The organism is Dehalococcoidia bacterium, assembly GCA_028711995.1.
Lineage (GTDB): Bacteria > Chloroflexota > Dehalococcoidia > SZUA-161 > SpSt-899 > JAQTRE01.
In genome coordinates this window covers 1-16,673 of record JAQTRE010000066.1, presented here as the reverse complement: position 1 = coordinate 16,673, position 16,673 = coordinate 1, and the positions used below count along the sequence as shown (strand labels likewise).

14 protein-coding genes and 1 pseudogene are annotated in these 16,673 nt (G+C 51.6%); 10 read left to right on the top strand and 5 right to left on the bottom strand.

The window, feature by feature from the left end; genetic code table 11:
• The 3 genes from PHV74_09815 to lspA form a co-directional block, all read left to right on the top strand.
• Window positions 1-376 (top strand): radical SAM protein (locus tag PHV74_09815; GenBank protein ID MDD5094660.1); only part of this gene is annotated, 376 nt, incomplete at its 5' end.
• Window position 377: 1 nt separating this feature from the next.
• Complete coding sequence (locus PHV74_09810; GenBank protein MDD5094659.1) at window positions 378-1,205, top strand: NAD-dependent deacylase; 828 nt, start codon at window positions 378-380, stop codon at window positions 1,203-1,205.
• Window positions 1,206-1,352: 147 nt separating this feature from the next.
• On the top strand, window positions 1,353-1,853 hold the full coding sequence (gene lspA, locus PHV74_09805) for a signal peptidase II (GenBank protein MDD5094658.1): 501 nt from the start codon (window positions 1,353-1,355) through the stop codon (window positions 1,851-1,853).
• Between the two features lie 124 nt (window positions 1,854-1,977).
• Here the strand turns inward: lspA and PHV74_09800 are convergent, their stop codons facing one another.
• The 4 genes from PHV74_09800 to PHV74_09785 form a co-directional block, all read right to left on the bottom strand.
• Window positions 1,978-4,569 (bottom strand): ATPase, T2SS/T4P/T4SS family, encoded by a 2,592-nt coding sequence (locus tag PHV74_09800; GenBank protein MDD5094657.1) that lies wholly within the window; start codon window positions 4,567-4,569, stop codon window positions 1,978-1,980.
• A complete protein-coding gene (locus PHV74_09795) occupies window positions 4,562-4,888 on the bottom strand; it encodes an Hpt domain-containing protein (GenBank protein MDD5094656.1) in 327 nt (108 codons plus the stop codon). The genes PHV74_09800 and PHV74_09795 overlap by 8 nt, the downstream gene beginning before the upstream one ends.
• A 226-nt stretch (window positions 4,889-5,114) precedes the next feature.
• Window positions 5,115-10,667 carry a PAS domain S-box protein gene (locus PHV74_09790; protein MDD5094655.1) on the bottom strand — a complete coding sequence of 1,851 codons (5,553 nt, stop codon included), beginning with the start codon at window positions 10,665-10,667 and terminating at the stop codon, window positions 5,115-5,117.
• Window positions 10,668-10,785: 118 nt separating this feature from the next.
• Window positions 10,786-11,511 carry a response regulator transcription factor gene (locus tag PHV74_09785; GenBank protein ID MDD5094654.1) on the bottom strand — a complete coding sequence of 242 codons (726 nt, stop codon included), beginning with the start codon at window positions 11,509-11,511 and terminating at the stop codon, window positions 10,786-10,788.
• Window positions 11,512-12,141: 630 nt separating this feature from the next.
• Here PHV74_09785 and PHV74_09780 point away from each other — a divergent pair.
• The 7 genes and pseudogenes from PHV74_09780 (at window position 12,142) to PHV74_09750 (ending at window position 16,200) form a co-directional block, all read left to right on the top strand.
• Window positions 12,142-12,858: a hypothetical protein gene (locus tag PHV74_09780; GenBank protein ID MDD5094653.1), complete on the top strand. Its 717-nt coding sequence runs from the start codon at window positions 12,142-12,144 to the stop codon at window positions 12,856-12,858.
• Between the two features lie 95 nt (window positions 12,859-12,953).
• Window positions 12,954-13,625, top strand: a complete 672-nt coding sequence (locus PHV74_09775) for a hypothetical protein (GenBank protein MDD5094652.1) — start codon at window positions 12,954-12,956, stop codon at window positions 13,623-13,625.
• A gap of 42 nt (window positions 13,626-13,667) precedes the next feature.
• Window positions 13,668-14,018: pseudogene (locus tag PHV74_09770) on the top strand (recombinase family protein).
• Window positions 14,015-14,596 carry a zinc ribbon domain-containing protein gene (locus PHV74_09765; protein MDD5094651.1) on the top strand — a complete coding sequence of 194 codons (582 nt, stop codon included), beginning with the start codon at window positions 14,015-14,017 and terminating at the stop codon, window positions 14,594-14,596. The pseudogene PHV74_09770 and the gene PHV74_09765 overlap by 4 nt, the downstream one beginning before the upstream one ends.
• Before the next feature lie 118 nt (window positions 14,597-14,714).
• Entirely contained in the window at window positions 14,715-14,951 is a 237-nt protein-coding gene (locus PHV74_09760; protein MDD5094650.1) for an SDR family NAD(P)-dependent oxidoreductase, read from the top strand.
• Window positions 14,927-15,463, top strand: a complete 537-nt coding sequence (locus PHV74_09755) for an SDR family NAD(P)-dependent oxidoreductase (GenBank protein MDD5094649.1) — start codon at window positions 14,927-14,929, stop codon at window positions 15,461-15,463. The genes PHV74_09760 and PHV74_09755 overlap by 25 nt, the downstream gene beginning before the upstream one ends.
• Before the next feature lie 95 nt (window positions 15,464-15,558).
• Window positions 15,559-16,200, top strand: a complete 642-nt coding sequence (locus PHV74_09750; protein ID MDD5094648.1) for a nitroreductase family protein — start codon at window positions 15,559-15,561, stop codon at window positions 16,198-16,200.
• 262 nt (window positions 16,201-16,462) lie between these two features.
• Here PHV74_09750 and PHV74_09745 read toward each other — a convergent pair.
• Window positions 16,463-16,673, bottom strand: a 211-nt coding sequence (locus tag PHV74_09745) for a phosphoribosylaminoimidazolesuccinocarboxamide synthase (GenBank protein ID MDD5094647.1), incomplete at its 5' end; no start/stop codon positions are given.

Here is a 16,673-nt window from a genome sequence, read left to right as displayed (position 1 = left end):
AGTAATTCTGGGACTTGGCGGGATTGAGGAAAGCGATAAGCACGCCCTGGCAACGGCACGCATTTTGACGGAGATAGATCCAGCCTATGCCGGAGCGTTAACCCTGACATTCATCCCCGGCACTCCTCTTCACGAGGAAGGCAAAAGGGGCGAGTTTCATCCCATTACCCCTTTCCGATCGCTGGAGGAGCTCAAGATCATGATGGAAAACTCCAGCTTCAGCGATTGTTTCTTCAGCTCCATGCATGCCTCGAACTATCTCTCGATCCGGGGGACGCTGCCCCGGGATAAAGACCGGATGATGAAGGAAGTGGAGAGGGTTCTGGCAACCAAAGACCCGGCCCTGCTCCGGCCTGAGTTTATGAGGGGAATGTAAATTGCGTGACCCGGGGAATGAACCTGCGGCAAATCCAATCGAGCGAGCAGCCGCCGATCTCATCGGCAGCCAGTACGCCATCGTCTTAACCGGCGCCGGTATATCCACTGAATCAGGAATACAGGACTTCAGGGGTCCGCAAGGGCTTTGGACTACCAACAGGCAAGCAGAAGCCAAAGCTTACGAGCGATATGGTCTGTTCCTGAAAGACCCGAAGGCTTACTGGGAGGAGGTTTCCGACAGTGACAGCCTCTATGCCACGTTTTTCAGGGATATCAGGGACTCCGAACCAAACCCCGGCCACCATGCTCTGGCAGCGCTTGAAAACCTGGGGATTGTCAAATGCATCGTCACTCAGAACGTCGATGGGCTGCATGAGAAAGCAGGCAGCAAGAATGTGATTCACTACCACGGCACGGTCCATAAGGCAAGATGCGCCTCGTGTGGCTCAAGGTTTGAACTCGATCTGATTTCGCTGGAAGACTTGCCGCCTCGTTGCGGATGTGGCGGGATCATCAAGCTGGACGTGGTGCATTTCACTGAACCGATCCCCTCCGATGTGATGGAGATGGCAAGGGATGAGGCCCTGAAATGCGATCTGATGCTCATCTGCGGAACCTCGGCAGTGGTGTACCCCTTTGCCGCTCTGCCCAGGATAACGAGGGAAATGGGCAAACAGAACGCCAAAGTGATTGAGATAAATGCAGAGCCCACCTCCCTCACCCACGAAAACATATCGGATTATCTCATCCAGGGGCAAACAGGAAAGACCCTGCCTGAGATCGTTGAGAGGGTCGGGCTTCTGTTGCAAGCAGGAAAGTCGTCATAGCATTTGCCAATAGAGAAGGGCATTATACCTGCGTTCATGGTTCGACAGGCTCACCAAGAACGGGACACCTTTTTCTCCGTTCGCCCTGAGCCCGTCGAAGGGAGTTACGGGGCAGCATCATTAACCAGACACCCCCGGGGACAGTTTATGACAAACACTCTGAAGATCAAACTGAGCAAACACCTGTTGTTCCTGTCAACAGCAGCGGCCGTCCTCATCAGCGATCAGATCACCAAGAGTCTGATCAGAGCGCACATGACCCTCGGCCAGTCCATTCCCGCCGATGGAAAATTCCGCTTAACCTTTTCCACCAACGAAGGTGCGGTTTTTGGCCTGGGATTGGACACCACGTTCCTTACGATTGTGGCCTGTGTCGTAGCAGTAATGATGGTCTGGCTTTACTTTCACCACCTTTCCCGGAGAGGCTGGCCGTTTCGGCTGGGGATGGGATTGGTATTGGGTGGGGCCATAGGCAACCTGGTGGATCGCTTTCGATTTGGGGCTGTGACTGACTTTCTAGATGTTCGACTCTGGGGGGGCTATCACTGGCCGTCTTTCAATATCGCAGACGCCTCGTTGAGCACAGGCGTCGTGATTCTGGCTTTCGCTCTACTGACCCTTTTCGAATCCGAATCCCCTCAGTTATAGGCAATTGGATCAACCCCCTGACCCCCACTCTTGGGGGAAGATTAAGGAATTTGGGGGACACCCCCAAGCCCCCGGCAGGAGGAATCCTGCACCACTTGGTCTGGGACTCATCAAGGGTTCTTTTTCATCTGCGCTGGAACACTCTTCCCACCCGCATGAGCAGGATTTCCTTGTTGATAGGCTTGCGAATATAGTCAAATGCGCCCAGCAGCATGCCTTTCTCCTCATCGCTGGCGCTTTCTCGAGACGTGAGAAGGATGGCCGGGACGTTGATTCCCTTCTGGCTCATGACCTCCAGCAGCTTGAACCCGTCCAGATTGGGCATGTTGACATCGGACATTACCAGGTCATGCCGCGACTTACTCAGCGACATCATCGCATCGATGCCGTCGGAGGCCACTTCTACGATATATCCCTGTTTGGTCAAAAGAAGAGAGAGAAGGTTTCGGGTATCTTCATCGTCATCAACCACCAGGATGGACTTCGGTTGTGCTGCAGCTACTAATGGAGGGCTGACTGCAACGGTTGATTTAGCCTCATCATCGATATCTGCCCCACCAACCCTTGCGGCCATCGATGGAACCTCCGCTCTTACTGTGCGCGTTTGGGCAGGTGAGTCCTGAAGCCGAATCTCCTCAATCAGGACCTTTTCATAAACATCCTTGGGGCAGAAGATCAGCTTCTCCATCTTCTGCAAGGCATGGTCGCCAATCATATAGTCCCCACGGCTATGAGAGAAGGCCCTGATTTCCGAAATCGGCACTCCGTCTCGCACCATCTCAGAGATGACCGGATCAAAAGCAAGTATCTCTTGTATCCCTTCGCGGCCATAGAATCCGGTATGATTGCACTTTGAGCAGCCCACAGGATGCGCCACGGTCTTGGGAAGCACATTGGTAAAAGGGGTCATCATCTCTATCTCTTCCGGGGTCATCGGCTCCACTTTTTTGCATCCGTCGCAGAGCTTGCGAATAAGCCTCTGTGCAATCACCGCATTGACGTTTTGGGCTATCACCTCTCTCGGTATCCCCAGCCGCTCCATGCGGGTGATGGCAGTAGTGGCGTTGGAGGTGTGCATGGTACTGATGGTCAAATGGCCAGTGCTGGCAAAGTCCAGGGCAACCTTCGCAGAATACGGGTCCCTTATTTCTCCCACGAACAGGATATCCGGATCTTGCCGGACCACGGCCTTCAGCAATGCCTCAAAAGTGACTCCCGCCTTTTCGCTCACCTGTTGTTGATTGACAAAGGGAATGCGATATTCCACCGGATCCTCTGCCGAAATGACGCTGCGAGATTTGTAATCGGTGACATGCAAGACGTTTAGTACAGTAGTCGTCTTTCCGGAACCAGTAGGTCCAACCACCAGGATGCATCCCGCACTTCGGGTAGCCAAGGCTTTGATGGTAGAGACTTGCGCGTCTGTCATCCCCAACTGCGTTAATCCTTTAGGTTCCGCGTAGGGCTCCAGCAATCGCGTAACCAGACTCTCCCCATATGGAGTGGAAGTAGTGGACAATCTGAAATTGAAGGTACGCTCATTCACTACCTGCATGAAGGATCCGTCCTGTGGCTTGTGCATCTCAGCGATATTCATATCGCCGATGACTTTCATCCGGGAGATCACCTGAACGCCCGTTTCTTTGGCCAGAGAGAGGATATCCTGCAGATCGCCATCCACTCGAATTCGGATAAGGGTTCGAGACTCCTTAGGCTCGATATGAATATCGCTGGCTCTGCTGGCAACCGCCCGCTCAAGAATGCTGTTGGCGAGATCCGGAATCGACTGCTCCTCCGGTTTTCGGGGGCTCTGACCCTGCTTTGAAAGATCGGGCCTGGATATTTTGACATTCGCACCGGATGCCGCCCCAGGATTTCCAACCAGCATCTCGATATTCTCCGGATCTGAGAGGAGAATCCTTAATCCACTATTGGAGCCACCCAATCCTTTCAGGGTATCCATCAACTGAAGATCAAATGGATTACTCATGAGGAAGGCCTGCAAACCATCCTCGTCTCTGATGGGCACCACGTGATAGGATTTGCAGAACGCCGGAGCCAATACCCCGAGTTCGATGCTATCCGGATTGATATGGGTCACATACGGAACCCCCAGGAAATCAGCCATGTGACGGGCGATTGCAGCAGCAGCGATGCCAACCTTGGACGCCGACGAATAGATATCCGAGAAACGCACGCTTGAAAGTTGGTATTTCTGTTCCGGTTTCAGGTCCAATTGAAGAAACAGTGACTCCTTGAAACTGATGAAACTGCGGGAAGATAAGCCTCCCTCCCATGGCGAAGGCCCGTCAGATAACTGCTTCCATCGCTTGCCGGTTGCCAGGTGCGCCTCCACAGTCTGAAGCAGTTTACCCTTGCTCACCGGTTTCACCAGGTAATCCACAGCGCCGACGGCAAAGGCTCTGGCCTTATCCTGCTCTTCTTTCTGCGCGGTGAGAAACACTACCGGTATATTCACCGTTTCGTCGTTCTGGCGAAGGGCAGCGCAAACTTGATAGCCGTTCATCTTCGGCATCACCACATCCAGCAGTATCAGACTGGGCTTAGCCTGACTGATCTTCTCCAGCCCTTCGACGGCATCGGTCGTCGTAATCACATCATAGCCGCTGTCCATCAGAAACTTGCGGGTGAGGGCCAGAATGTCCTCATCATCATCGATGCTGACGATGAGCGGCCTGGTTTCAGCATTACTCATAAACCACCGTTATCCGGTCCAAATAGACATCAAGCTCCCTGATCCATTTCTGCAGATCTTCTGTTGCGCTCTCCTTTGCAGCAATCTCAATCGCTCTCCCGATATCCGTAACAGCGTCAAATCCGTATCCACCGCCGGATCCTTTCATGGAGTGGCCCAGGATTCTGATCTTATCGAAATCGCCCTGAGCCAGCGCCTCAGTCATTGCTTTGACATCGGACCTTCGGTTTTTCAGAAACCCCGGGACGAGATCTTCGAGGTCTTTTTCTACAATTATGGTGATCTTTTCACCCTGATTGGCAGCCGTGGGTTGGACCATTTTGGCACCTCCGATTCACTATATTCATGATGGTATATTGCGGTTACCGTGAGCCCTATCTGTGTCTTTGGGCTCCATTGCGGTTGTGATAGAAAAAACTCTGACCAGGTTCAGTTCAACCCCCTGACCCCCATTCTTGGGGGGAAGAAAGAAGATTTCGGGGACACCCCCTTCGGCAAGCTCAGGGCAGGCTCTAAAGCCCCGGCAGGAGGAATCCTGCACCAGTTCATAAGGGCTTCCCTAACTCAGAGACTGGGCCCGCGCCTTGATCCTCTTTCCCCGCCGGATCAATCGGGCTTGCTCCACTTTTATCTTCCGTTTTGCGTGTATTGTGGGCATATCCGAGGATGGCATCCAGCAGATGCGCCTTCTTGATCGGCTTGGTCAGATGAGCCGTACATCCCATTTGCAGACTCTTTAGCTCGTCTTCTCTGGCCGCATGAGCAGTGAGCGCAATGATAGGCGTTGAATCGCGCCCCTGCGCCTTTTCCCATTTCCGTATCTCGCCGGTGGCCGTATAACCATCCATTACGGGCATTTGAATATCCATCAGCACCAGATCATAGTCTGTGGCTTTGAACCTTTCCACAGCGATTTCTCCATTTTCAGCCGTGTCTATCTGGTAAGGGGTCTTCTTCAGAAACGATTGGACCAGCAGGCGATTATCGGCATTGTCCTCAACCAGCAAAATCCGCAAAGCCTCAAGAAACTCAGCGTTAGCCTCGCTCTTCTGCTTGGCGGAATCGAGGGTTTCCGTGGTCTTGGCTCGTCCGAGGCTATCGGCAATGGATGCCAAAAGGTCTTGGCGCTTGACCGGCTTGATAAGGTATCTATCGATCCCCATTTCTTTGGCCCGGGTGATGTCTCCCTGCCGGTTATCCGAAGTGAGCATCATGATAACGGTGTTCCGATCACGGGTTTCTCCCTTGATCTTCTCCATCATCTGAAACCCATCCGTTCCGGGCATGCGGCAATCCAGCAGCACCAGCCGATACGGATCGGAATCCAGACGGGCCCGCTGGTATTCAGCAAATCCTTGTTCGCCGTCTTCCGCCTCCACCACCCTGGCGCCCAGCTCTGAAACCATTTTGTTCAAAATCATCCGATTGGTAGCGGTGTCATCTACTATCAGCACCCGCACTCCTTGCAGATTAAGCGGGGGTGGCTGAGCACGTTTTGTGGACTTGGTGTTTTGCACACCAAACCTGACTGTGAAATTAAACTTGGTTCCGTGGCCCACTTCGCTCTCAGCCCAGATGCGCCCTTCCATCAGCTCGGTCAACTGCTTGGCAATGGCCAAACCGAGCCCGGTTCCCCCGTGTTTGCGAGTGGTCGAGGCATCAGCCTGCGTAAAAGGCTGGAACATATTAGCCAGATATGCCGGCCCAATCCCGATTCCGGTGTCGGACACCGAACAGAGCAATTCGATCTCATCAGGCTTTGTCTCCACCGATTTGTCATCGGAAACTTTCACCTCAACCAGTATGCCGCCTTCAGCAGTGAATTTGATGGCGTTTCCGATAAGGTTGGTAAATATTTGCCGCAAGCGTGTCGGGTCTCCAATCAATGCAGTGGGAACATCCGGGGCAATGTATTGAGTCAATTCAATGGACTTCCCGTGAGCCCGGACAGCCATCACATCGCCCAGGCTCTCGAGGAGTTCCCGGAAATCGAAATCGGTTTTTTCCAGCTCCAGGTGCCCGGCCTCCACTTTGGAGATATCCAGGATATCATTGATCACTCCCAAAAGGTTCTCTCCAGCCGACTGGAAGGTACTAACATATTGCTGTTGCTCTGGTATAAGGTCAGTACCGCTCAGCAACTCTGCCATGCCCAGAATGGCATTCATGGGGGTGCGGATCTCGTGGCTCATTCTGGCCAGAAAATCACTCTTGGCATGACTTGCCGCTTCTGCCTTAGAGGCCATTTCATTGGCATTCAGGATCGCCTGTTCAAGCTGGCTATTGGCCTTTTCAATTTCTTCCTGCGTTCTCTTGTGATCGGCGATCTCTGTATGAAGTTTCTCGTTCACAATCCCCAGCTGCTGGCTCCTTTCCTGTATTTCCTGCTCCATCAGCTTCCGCTTGGTGATATCCCTGGCGATATGGGTAGAGCCAATTACGTCTCCCTTATCATCAAACAGAGGGGCTGTGGAGATATCAAGATAAATCCCCATGGTGGGCTCAAATAATTCCAGCCGCTCTGTTTTTTGGGTAACCAGTGTGCGTTGATGAGGGCAATTGTGACAGGGTTTATCGGTTTTATGAACTATCTGATGGCAAACCTTGCCGACAAGCTCTCCCGGGCTCGTCTTGAATGCTTCGGCATAAGCCTTATTAACCCTTACCAGTCTGAAATCTTTATCCTGAACCGAAATCAAATCCGTAATGGAGTCAAAAGTTGCGCTCCATTCACTGGCTGCCTTTTCCTGAACTTCCTCCGCCCGTTTGCGCTCGGTGATATCCATCTGGCTGACCAGAGCCGCCCGTTTCCCGTTATACTGAATTGAAGAGATGGTCTCCAGAAACACTCTGGGCTCCCCGTCTTTGGTAGTGAGCCTGTATTCGTATGAAGACCCAGACTCCCCCTTAAGGGTCTCAATCACCTTCCCCCTCACCACTTCTTTATCAGCGGGATGAACCAGTTCCAAAGGGTGCTTGCCCAGAAGTTCCTCCTCGGTAAAGCCGGTATTCTTTTGAAATTGAGGGTTAACAAACACAAACTTTCCATCCTGGACAATATAGACGCCGACTTGCGAGTTATTGGCCATGCTCGAATACAGGTTCTCCGATTCTTTCAGTTGCGCCTCCGCCAGCTTGCGCTCGGTGATATCGAGTATTACCCCATTGAAGACAACCTCATCTTCGCGTTGGTCAGGAGTGGAATTCCCGGAGAACCACTTGATTTCTCCCGAAGGCTTCCGCAAGGCCCCGTCAAATCTCCATTGGGTGACTTCACGGACAGCTTTTTCAATTGACTTCAGGAAGCTATCACGGTACTCAGGAAGAACCGCATCTGCGAAATCCTCAAAAAACATGAGCAGATTCGGTTTCAGACCAAATATCTGTTCTGCCTGGTCGCTAACGTAATACAGTCCCATTTTTCCGTCCGAACGGGCGTAGAACTGGAAAACAATTCCGGGAAGTTTGGAGGATACTTCCCGCAGTTGCTTTTCGCTCTTGCGTAAAGTATCCTCCATCTGTTTACGCTCGGTGATATCTCTCAAAACACCGAAGGTGAACATCGGCGCGCCTGCGGCATCTCTTATCAGACTATTCGAACTGGATACTAGTATAGGACTGCCGCCTCTGGGGGTGAAAGCCATTTCCCCAAGAATTCCCTCTTTCCCGGCTATGATTTCCTGCAAAGCGACAGCAGCCTTCTCCACCTCCGAAGGCTCAGCCACCATGCTCATCACTTGTATAGCCGGCAATCCCACAACCTCTTCTCTCTTTGAAAAGCCCAACATTTTCAAGTAGGCGTCATTGACATCAATCAGCGTTCCCTTCATGTCAACCACCACAAAGCCATCGACCATGTTGCTGAGCAAATTTACGCTGTAGGCTCTTGCTTTTGATATCTCGTCAATCCTCAGTTGAAGGTCCGCATTCTTCAAATCCAGTTGCCTGTTTTTTTCCGCTAATTCCTGCTCCATCCGCTTGCGCTCGGTGATATCTGTGAAGGTCGTATAGACCTGGCATGGCTTGTCTTCGCCCGGGTTGAACTGTGGAACGGCGCTGACGGATATCCAGTGGTATTGCTCATCAGCCGGATTGAAAACGCCCATGATGACGTTATTGACGGGTTTACCGGTTCGCCGTGAAACCGTTGCCGGATGAGTGGCTCCGGGAAAATCGGTGCCATCTTCATGGAGGGTTTTCCATCCGGGGTCGATCGGAGTGCGCCCTTGCATTTGATCCAGGGTCAATCCAATGATTCTTTCCGCGGCTGGATTGGCGGATGTGATCTTTCCAGTGCTATCATGATAAACGACGCCCTGAGCCATTGTATCGAACAGATGGCGATGCTTCTCTTCACTCTCGCGCAGCGCGTCCCTGACCCGCTTACTCTCGGTGACATCCCGTCCCTCCGGTATCAGGTATTTTACGTCCCCGTTTTCACCGAAAACAGGATGGATACTGAAATCGATCCAGATATTCCCATTCAGAGTATAGACCTGAACTTCGCGAAACACCTTTTCCCCCGATGCGCAGCGTTCCAAATCTCCCTTTATCAGCCTTTGCGCATCCTGGGAATATGCCCACCAGTCCATATCGTAGAACTTCATTCCCCTGACTTGTTCAATCGATTTCCCGATAAGCTTCAGGCCCGTATTGTTTGAAAAAATAATCTCTCCATCCGGTTTCAATACGGCGGCGTATGTAATCAAATCATTGAGTGTGGAGGTAACGAAACGCTCATTCTCTCTGAGGGCCTCCTCCGCCCGCTTACGCTCGGTGATATCGGTAAAGGTGGTATAGGCCTGGTAGGGCTTGTCTTCGCCCGGCTTGAACTGGGGCACGGCGCTGATGGATATCCAATGGTATTGCCCGTCAGCCGGATGAAAAACGCCCATGATGACGTCATTGGCAGGTTTACCCGTTTGCAGGGAAACACTTGCCGGGTGAGTCTCTCTTGGAAAATCGCTGCCGTCTTCATGAAGGGTTTTCCATCTGGGATCAATCGGAGTGAGACCTTTCATTTGGTCCAGGGTCAATCCAATGATTCTTTCCCCGGCCGGATTGATGGAGGTGATCTCTCCGGCGGTGTTTTGATAAATAACGCCCTGAGCCATTGTATCGAACAGATGGCGATGCTTCTCTTCATTCTCCTGGAGTGCCTGTTCTATCATCTTGTCCTCGGTGATATCTCTGAGCACTCCAAACATCAACAGCGGATCGCCTGCGGTATTTTTTACCACACTGGTTGAAGTGGACGTTATGACAGTAGTGCCATTTTTAAGGGTGAAAGTCATCTCTTTATGTCCCACCGGCTGCCCGGCTACGGCTTCCTGTATACTGGCGTAAGCCTTCTCCACCTCAACCGCATCAGCCACCTCACTCATCACTTGCAGGGCCGGCAACCCCACAACATCCTCTCTCTTAGAAAAGCCCAACATTTTTAAATAGGCATCATTAACATCGATCAGCGTTCCATTGACATCAATAACAGCAAGGGCATCGGACATGCTGCCCAGCAACCCCTCGCTATAGACCCGGGCCTTATCTATCTCAATGACTCCTAATTTAAGCGCCTCTTCTACAGCGCGTAATTCTTCATTCTGTTCGCTCAGTTGTTGGTTGCTTTCCTGAAGCGCCTTCTCCATTTGCTTGCGCTCGGTAATATCTCTCATCATCAGCAATATCATCGATGGTCGGCCTTCTGGGATTCTCACCATGCTGGATGAAATGGATAGGGTACGAGGCTCCCCACTTCTGGTGAAAATGGGCATCTCGTAGTTTCCTGGTTGAGCATCAGACCTGCTTTGTTCTAGCTTGGAAAGGCCTATCTCCAACTCATCAGGACGAGCCAGCCCCAACGTGCTGACCGACTCTTTGATCGACACTCCCACGACCTCATCCTTTTTTGCACCCACCATTCCCAGATAGGCCTCATTACAGATGATCACTTTTCCCTCCGGATCAACCACAACAAGGGCATCGGCCATGCTATTGAGCAACCCCTCACAATGGGCTCTGTCTATTTCGTCAATCTTTGACTGGCGTTCCCTATTCTGTGCGTCCAGTTGCTTGTTTTTTTTCGGTAATCCCTTTTTCATATATCCCTTCCAAGCCATTCAACGCCTGGACGTAACTGCATCCAGCTGCAAACTAAGGATTGATCTTTGGCAGCTCCAAAAAACATTGAGTGGCCCCTTATCGCAAGAGTTTCCTATATTATCGAGTCTGAAGAGACAGCGTGTCTTCTTCCCGAAGGTTAGAAAGTTGATATCCATCGCCCCTGTCTGAGAGGATCAACAGCGGGTTTTGAAGCTCATCCCCCAACTTTACCCGGAGGCGTTGGATGTATACCTTGAGGTAGTCGTTAGCATCGGTGTAATCTGCCCCCCATACCCTCTCGAGGATTACTCGATTGGATATCGTCTGCCCCCGGTTTTTGGCCAGAAGATAAAGCAGATTGTACTCTGTTGGCGTTAGCTTGACTTCATCCCCATCTGCAGATACCTGGCGAGCAGCAAAATCGATCCGAACTCTTCCCGCAACGAGGATGTCCTTTGATTGCTCATGTCCTGGCATCATTACTGAGCGCCGCAGCAATGCCTTCAACCGGGCGATAAGCTCGCCACGGCTGAACGGTTTGGTAATGTAATCATCAGCCCCCACATCCAGGCCCTCGATCTTGTCGGATTCATCATCCCTGGCGGTCAGCATGACCACCGGCACCTCCGAGAAAAGGCGGATGCGGCGGCAGACTTCAAAACCATCGATATCCGGCAGGCCAATATCAAGAAGGACGATATCGGGGACCTCCTTTTCGACCAGATCAATGCCGGCAAGCCCCAGGTTGGCAGAAAGAATCCTGGCTTCCGGCCATTGGAGATCCAAAGCGCGGGAAACACAGTGAATTATCTCCGGGTCATCTTCAATTATGACTAGCTTCATGGTCTCACCTGATTATATCCCGTATTATTTTGTCCTCCGCGGTTGATTCCACATGCATGGGCTTGTTCGCCAAAACAGTTCTTGTCATCACGATAATATCACCCCTCTGCACCCATCTCTGCATACCATCAAAGGGATCCCGGCAAGCAACCATCTCCGCAGTAGACGGGATATCCTGTTCAATTGCAGGGTATTCAGCCTCATTTTATCAATCCGTATGCAATGGAGAAACAGTACTGCCACTAATTGTCCGTGGGGGTAATCCCCAATAATCATATATATCGAACATGGAAGCACAGTTATCACGTCCGGCAGAGACATAATGAAATTCTGGGAGCATTTTCTTTTTGACTGGATTTTCTTCAGGCCATGGTGAGGCAACAACCGCAACCTCTCTCCATATTGGTGCGATGGGACTATTTTCTCACCTATCGTCCGCATTGCGCCGGCAACCCACCCAAGTCAGCTTCGTCGAGGGGTGACTTTTGTGCTATTTGCCTCTTGATACGAGTGTGCTAGCATGCATTTACACAGAGGGATTACCCTGATTTCCCCCGGAGTTTAACGCAATACTTGCCCTTTTGGCAGGAAAAGGCCGAGCCGATCATTATCAGGCCAAGAGAAGATACCATGTCAATTTGGAAACGAGATAAGAATCAAGAATACGGTTCTGCTGGCATCTCTCTAGCTTATTCCCCAGTTGGGACAGGAGCTAATCAGACGCAATATCGAGGAATTAAGACCCAGGTATCAGATGCGGCATGGCAGACACCACATCCCAGAAGAAAGCCTCAGGAAATCACCAGCGGAGAACTGGGGCAGCGGCTGAGAGACCTGATGGAAAAGGAGTATGCCAAACCGGAAATAGAGAAAAGAATGGGCATAAACATTGCCGAGCAAAAGCAGGTGGCAGAAATCCCAAATAGCACAGCCAGCAACGAAACAGAAATCCGCAAAGGGGCACAGCTAGGACCTTCGATACTAAAAGAAACTGCAGACTGCCAAACAGAAGAGTCATCTTCCGCACTGAGGCTGAAGGCAGAGCTGGAAGCCAACAGGTTGTTAAAGGATGCCCGAGAACAGGTAGATAAGATTATCATCAAGGCACAAACGGAGGCCGAAGAGAGAGCCAGGGAGAAAGCCGCCGGAATTCTCTGGCAAGCAAAACAGAAAGCGAATGAAATACAGGCAGAAGCAGTCAGAAAAGCAATGCAGTCGATAGTTCAGGTCAGGGAAGATATCGACAAGTATCTGGCCCAAAAAATAGAGGAGACCAGACAGCAGATTAACGACTGTATGGCAGCGCAACCCGGGCGTGTCGTCGCCGAAGTCCGAACCAGCGATTGAGGGGCAACAATATGCAACCACGAATACACTCTCGATAACGGCTGCAACAGTCAATCAGCCAAACCCTTCCTTTGGGGGAGGGACAAGGAGGAATCATGTTATCTCAAGAATATCTCCTCAGGGATATCGAACGAGTAAACGAACAACTGGGGGTCCTCAAAGAACAGATATCTCAATCCTTTGAGTTAAGTAATTTCATCAGCGTCACTGACCGTCGAGACCCGTTTTTGAATGAGCGAGCAAGGGAATTCAGGCGAACATCCGTCGAGCAAGTCAACCGAGCACAGGAATGCTTGAGCCAACTCAAAGCAAAGGCAAAAGGCCGTAATGGTCATGACGCATCGCGATACTGCATTTTCTTTCTGATTTCACTTCAATCTCTGGAGACTGAGGTCGAAGAGTTTCAGGTCTATCTGGGGGCAGTACAACCCATTCTGCTCCAAACACAACCCAGAGTCATTTCTCAAACTTCGCCACAGCCAAGCAATCCCCTTAAATCAACTGCTTCGTGGATCAGGAATACCCTCATGCCCCGTCTGGAGCGGATTATGAGAGGAGCATGGCAGATCATTGCCAATCTTCTTAACCCAACCAAGGTGAGTCTAAAGGGAGATGCCCGAACCGGCATATTTGGCCGCACAAACGTTGGGCTTGAGATCATATTCGAGAGTGAAGAACCGGAAAGCCCCTTCTCCGCAATTGAATTGCCGGCTGATTTACCGCTTAGAAAGACCGCCGCGGTATTGATTGGTGAAGGGGAAGATTGATGGTCGGGGAGAGAGGATTCGAACCTCCGAGCCGTCTGTTATGCCCGGGTGAGCAGCACCAAGCAAGCGGGTGAAAATTACTCCAGGCTTGAGACGCAACAGGCACGCTTCCGTGACTACTGCCACACCAACGGACTGTTTCCTATCGGGCAATTCATCGACATAGCTTCCGGTCGGAAGACTGATCGACGCGAATATCAACGCATGCTACAATTCCTTATGACCGGGGGCGTGGAGGCGGAAGCTTTCTTCCCGCCAATCCTGACGGCGGAGGAATGGCAAACCCTCCAGGAACGGTTGGCCCTCCGAAGAGAAACCCCAAGGGTAAGACGCATTCTTCAGCCTATCGCCTATCCGGCATCGCCCGGTGCGGCCACTGCCATGGCCCGATGATTGGTAAGATAGCGCGTACTAGCAAATACACCTATAGGTGCTACTACTGTGCCAATGCCCAGAAATCCAGGGCGAAATGCTCCTTCTACAACGGCCACGTGGCCGACAAGCTGGAGAAGGCCGTCCTCGATTACCTGGGACAGTTTTCCGATCCGGCCAAGGTCAAGGAACTGGTGGAGAAATCCATAAGCGACTCGCAGGCTCACAACAGCATCGAAACCAGGCAGAAGGAACTGAAAGCCGCTGAGAAGCGCATCAGCCAGTTGCAGGAGTTGGTCCTCAAGGACATTGACCGGCTCGACCGCGGTATATTGACGGAGGGCGAGTACACGGCCGTCTCCCAGGTCAGGCGGGAAGAGATCGCCCAGCTGAAGGCCGAGGTAGATACCTTAACCGCCATCATGGCAGAGGCCAAGGCCAAGACCGATACGGTGGAGCGGGTGCCCGTGCAAATTCAATCCCTTTTTGAAGACTTCAATACTCTCGATATTCGGCTGCAGAAGGCCAGATTGCAGGAGATCGTCAAGGCGATCTCCCTGTTTTCCAATGATGACCGGTTGGAGATCGAATTTCGCTAGGTGGAGGGCGTCGTCGGAAAACGACGCCCGGTTGATTGGAAAGAAGTGCTGCAGTGATGACCGATGTTTTTGGGATAGTCTGTAAAGCCTACATCCTGGTTTGCGTGGAGGAGTAATCATGAGACTTTCAGGAAGAACCGTTCTTGTGACCGGAGGCACCAGTGGTATCGGGCTCGGTCTTGCCGAGGCTTTTTGTCGATCAGAAAGCAAGGTGATCGTATGCGGACGTGATGGAGCGAAGCTTTCAGCGGTGGCCAAGAAATTCCCAGATATAACAGCACTGCCGTGTGATGTTGGTGATACCCAGCAGAGGAAGACTCCTCCGCGGAAGTGCTTCGCCGTTTCCCCGACCTAGACGTTCTGGTCAATAACGCCGGGATACAGAGATATATCGATCTCAAAAAAGGATATGACGACCTCAAATCCGGAGAAGACGAGATTACAACAAATTTCATAGCGACGGTAGAACTGACCGCTCTCTTCATTGGCCACCTGATGAAAAGACCCTCAGCCGCGGTCATCAATGTGAGTTCCGGGCTTGGGTTCATGCCCATGCTCAATATGCCAATCTACTGCGCAACAAAAGCCGCGATTCATACTTATTCTCTGGTGCTGCGGCAGCAGCTTAAAGGGACATCAGTTAAAGTCATTGAGATCGTCCCGCCCATGGTCGATACCGATTTGAACAAAGCAGGACGCGACCGCGCCCATCTCAAATTCAGAGGGATCGGTCTTTCCGAATATATTTCCACTGTGATGAAGGGACTCGAAGATGATTCGGAAATGATATTCCATGGCGATCGAGCGAAAGTCATGTCTGAATCCCGCAGCCAATCTGAAATCCGTTTGATTGGTCCTTCCTGGTGAAGTGTTGGGACCATCATCTGGTGAAGGCAGGCTTTCTTCTATGTTGAGCCGTCACGTGATAAGAAGACGAAAATGAGGGCTGAGGGGGAGCCATTATGAAGGACCGTGCGATTGGAGATTTGGAGCCCGTTGTGCTTCCTCAACCGGCTTTTGGACAGAGTACAACGGTCTTCGAAGCTCTCAAGATGAGGCGAACCTCCAGATCATTCAAAGATACCAAGATCTCACTCCAGATTTTGTCAGATATCCTCTGGGCCGCACAGGGAATCAACCGTATCAAAGGACCCTTTGGAGGCCCAGGTCGAACCGCGGCATCGGCGAGTAACTCTCAGGAGATTTGTGTTTATGTTGCCATGGAGGAGGGGACGTACTTGTATGAGCCGGAATCTCACCGGCTGACTCCGGTGATCGCGGGGGATATCCGCTCTCTGGCGATTGGCCCGGGACAGGAAGAAGCGGGTGCCAATGCTCCTCTTCGCTTGATCTATGTCGTCGATATCGACAAATTCAAGACTGCAGGCTATCAGGAACCGGGACTCTATGATCCCGAGATTCAGAAGTCTTACCACTTTGTCGATACCGGCCTCATCGCACAAAACGTCTATCTGGCATCATCTTCGTTGGGACTGGCTTCATGGTTTCACAACTGCAACAAAGCAGCCGTCGTCAGGAATCTCCAGTTGCAGCCGCATCAGCGCCCGCTTTTCGGACAAACAGTCGGGTATGCTGATGATTGACAACACGGAAGCTTCACTCCGATGCCATTTTTGATCTTCTCAGGATAGGCCGTTATGGCCCAGAAAGTGGCCAGGTTTTGACTCTGCAACTGGCACCATGACCGGGTGCACCTCAATACCGAGGTTCACCATAGGAGCACACGTCGCCGGGGCAACTATGGCAAAGTGTCAATTGCCGTATACAGGCGATCCTTTGATCAGCGTGGAGCATTCTTCTTGATTGAAAGAGGTCGTGGCAATGGGTGTTGGGTAGAGTGCCTGGCTATTCTTGGTCCAACAGACCGGCGTCTCTCATCGCTTGCAGGGCTTTTTGGTATTCCTGCTTACCATGCAATAGATTTCCAGGCAACATGATCGACCGCTGACGTCTCCGTCCGTTCTCCATAAAATTGACTGCAATATAGCCACGCGTGAGGGGAAGTGGAGGGTGAGCTTCAATTGACAGAATGTCTGATCGTTCGATAACAGCCGCT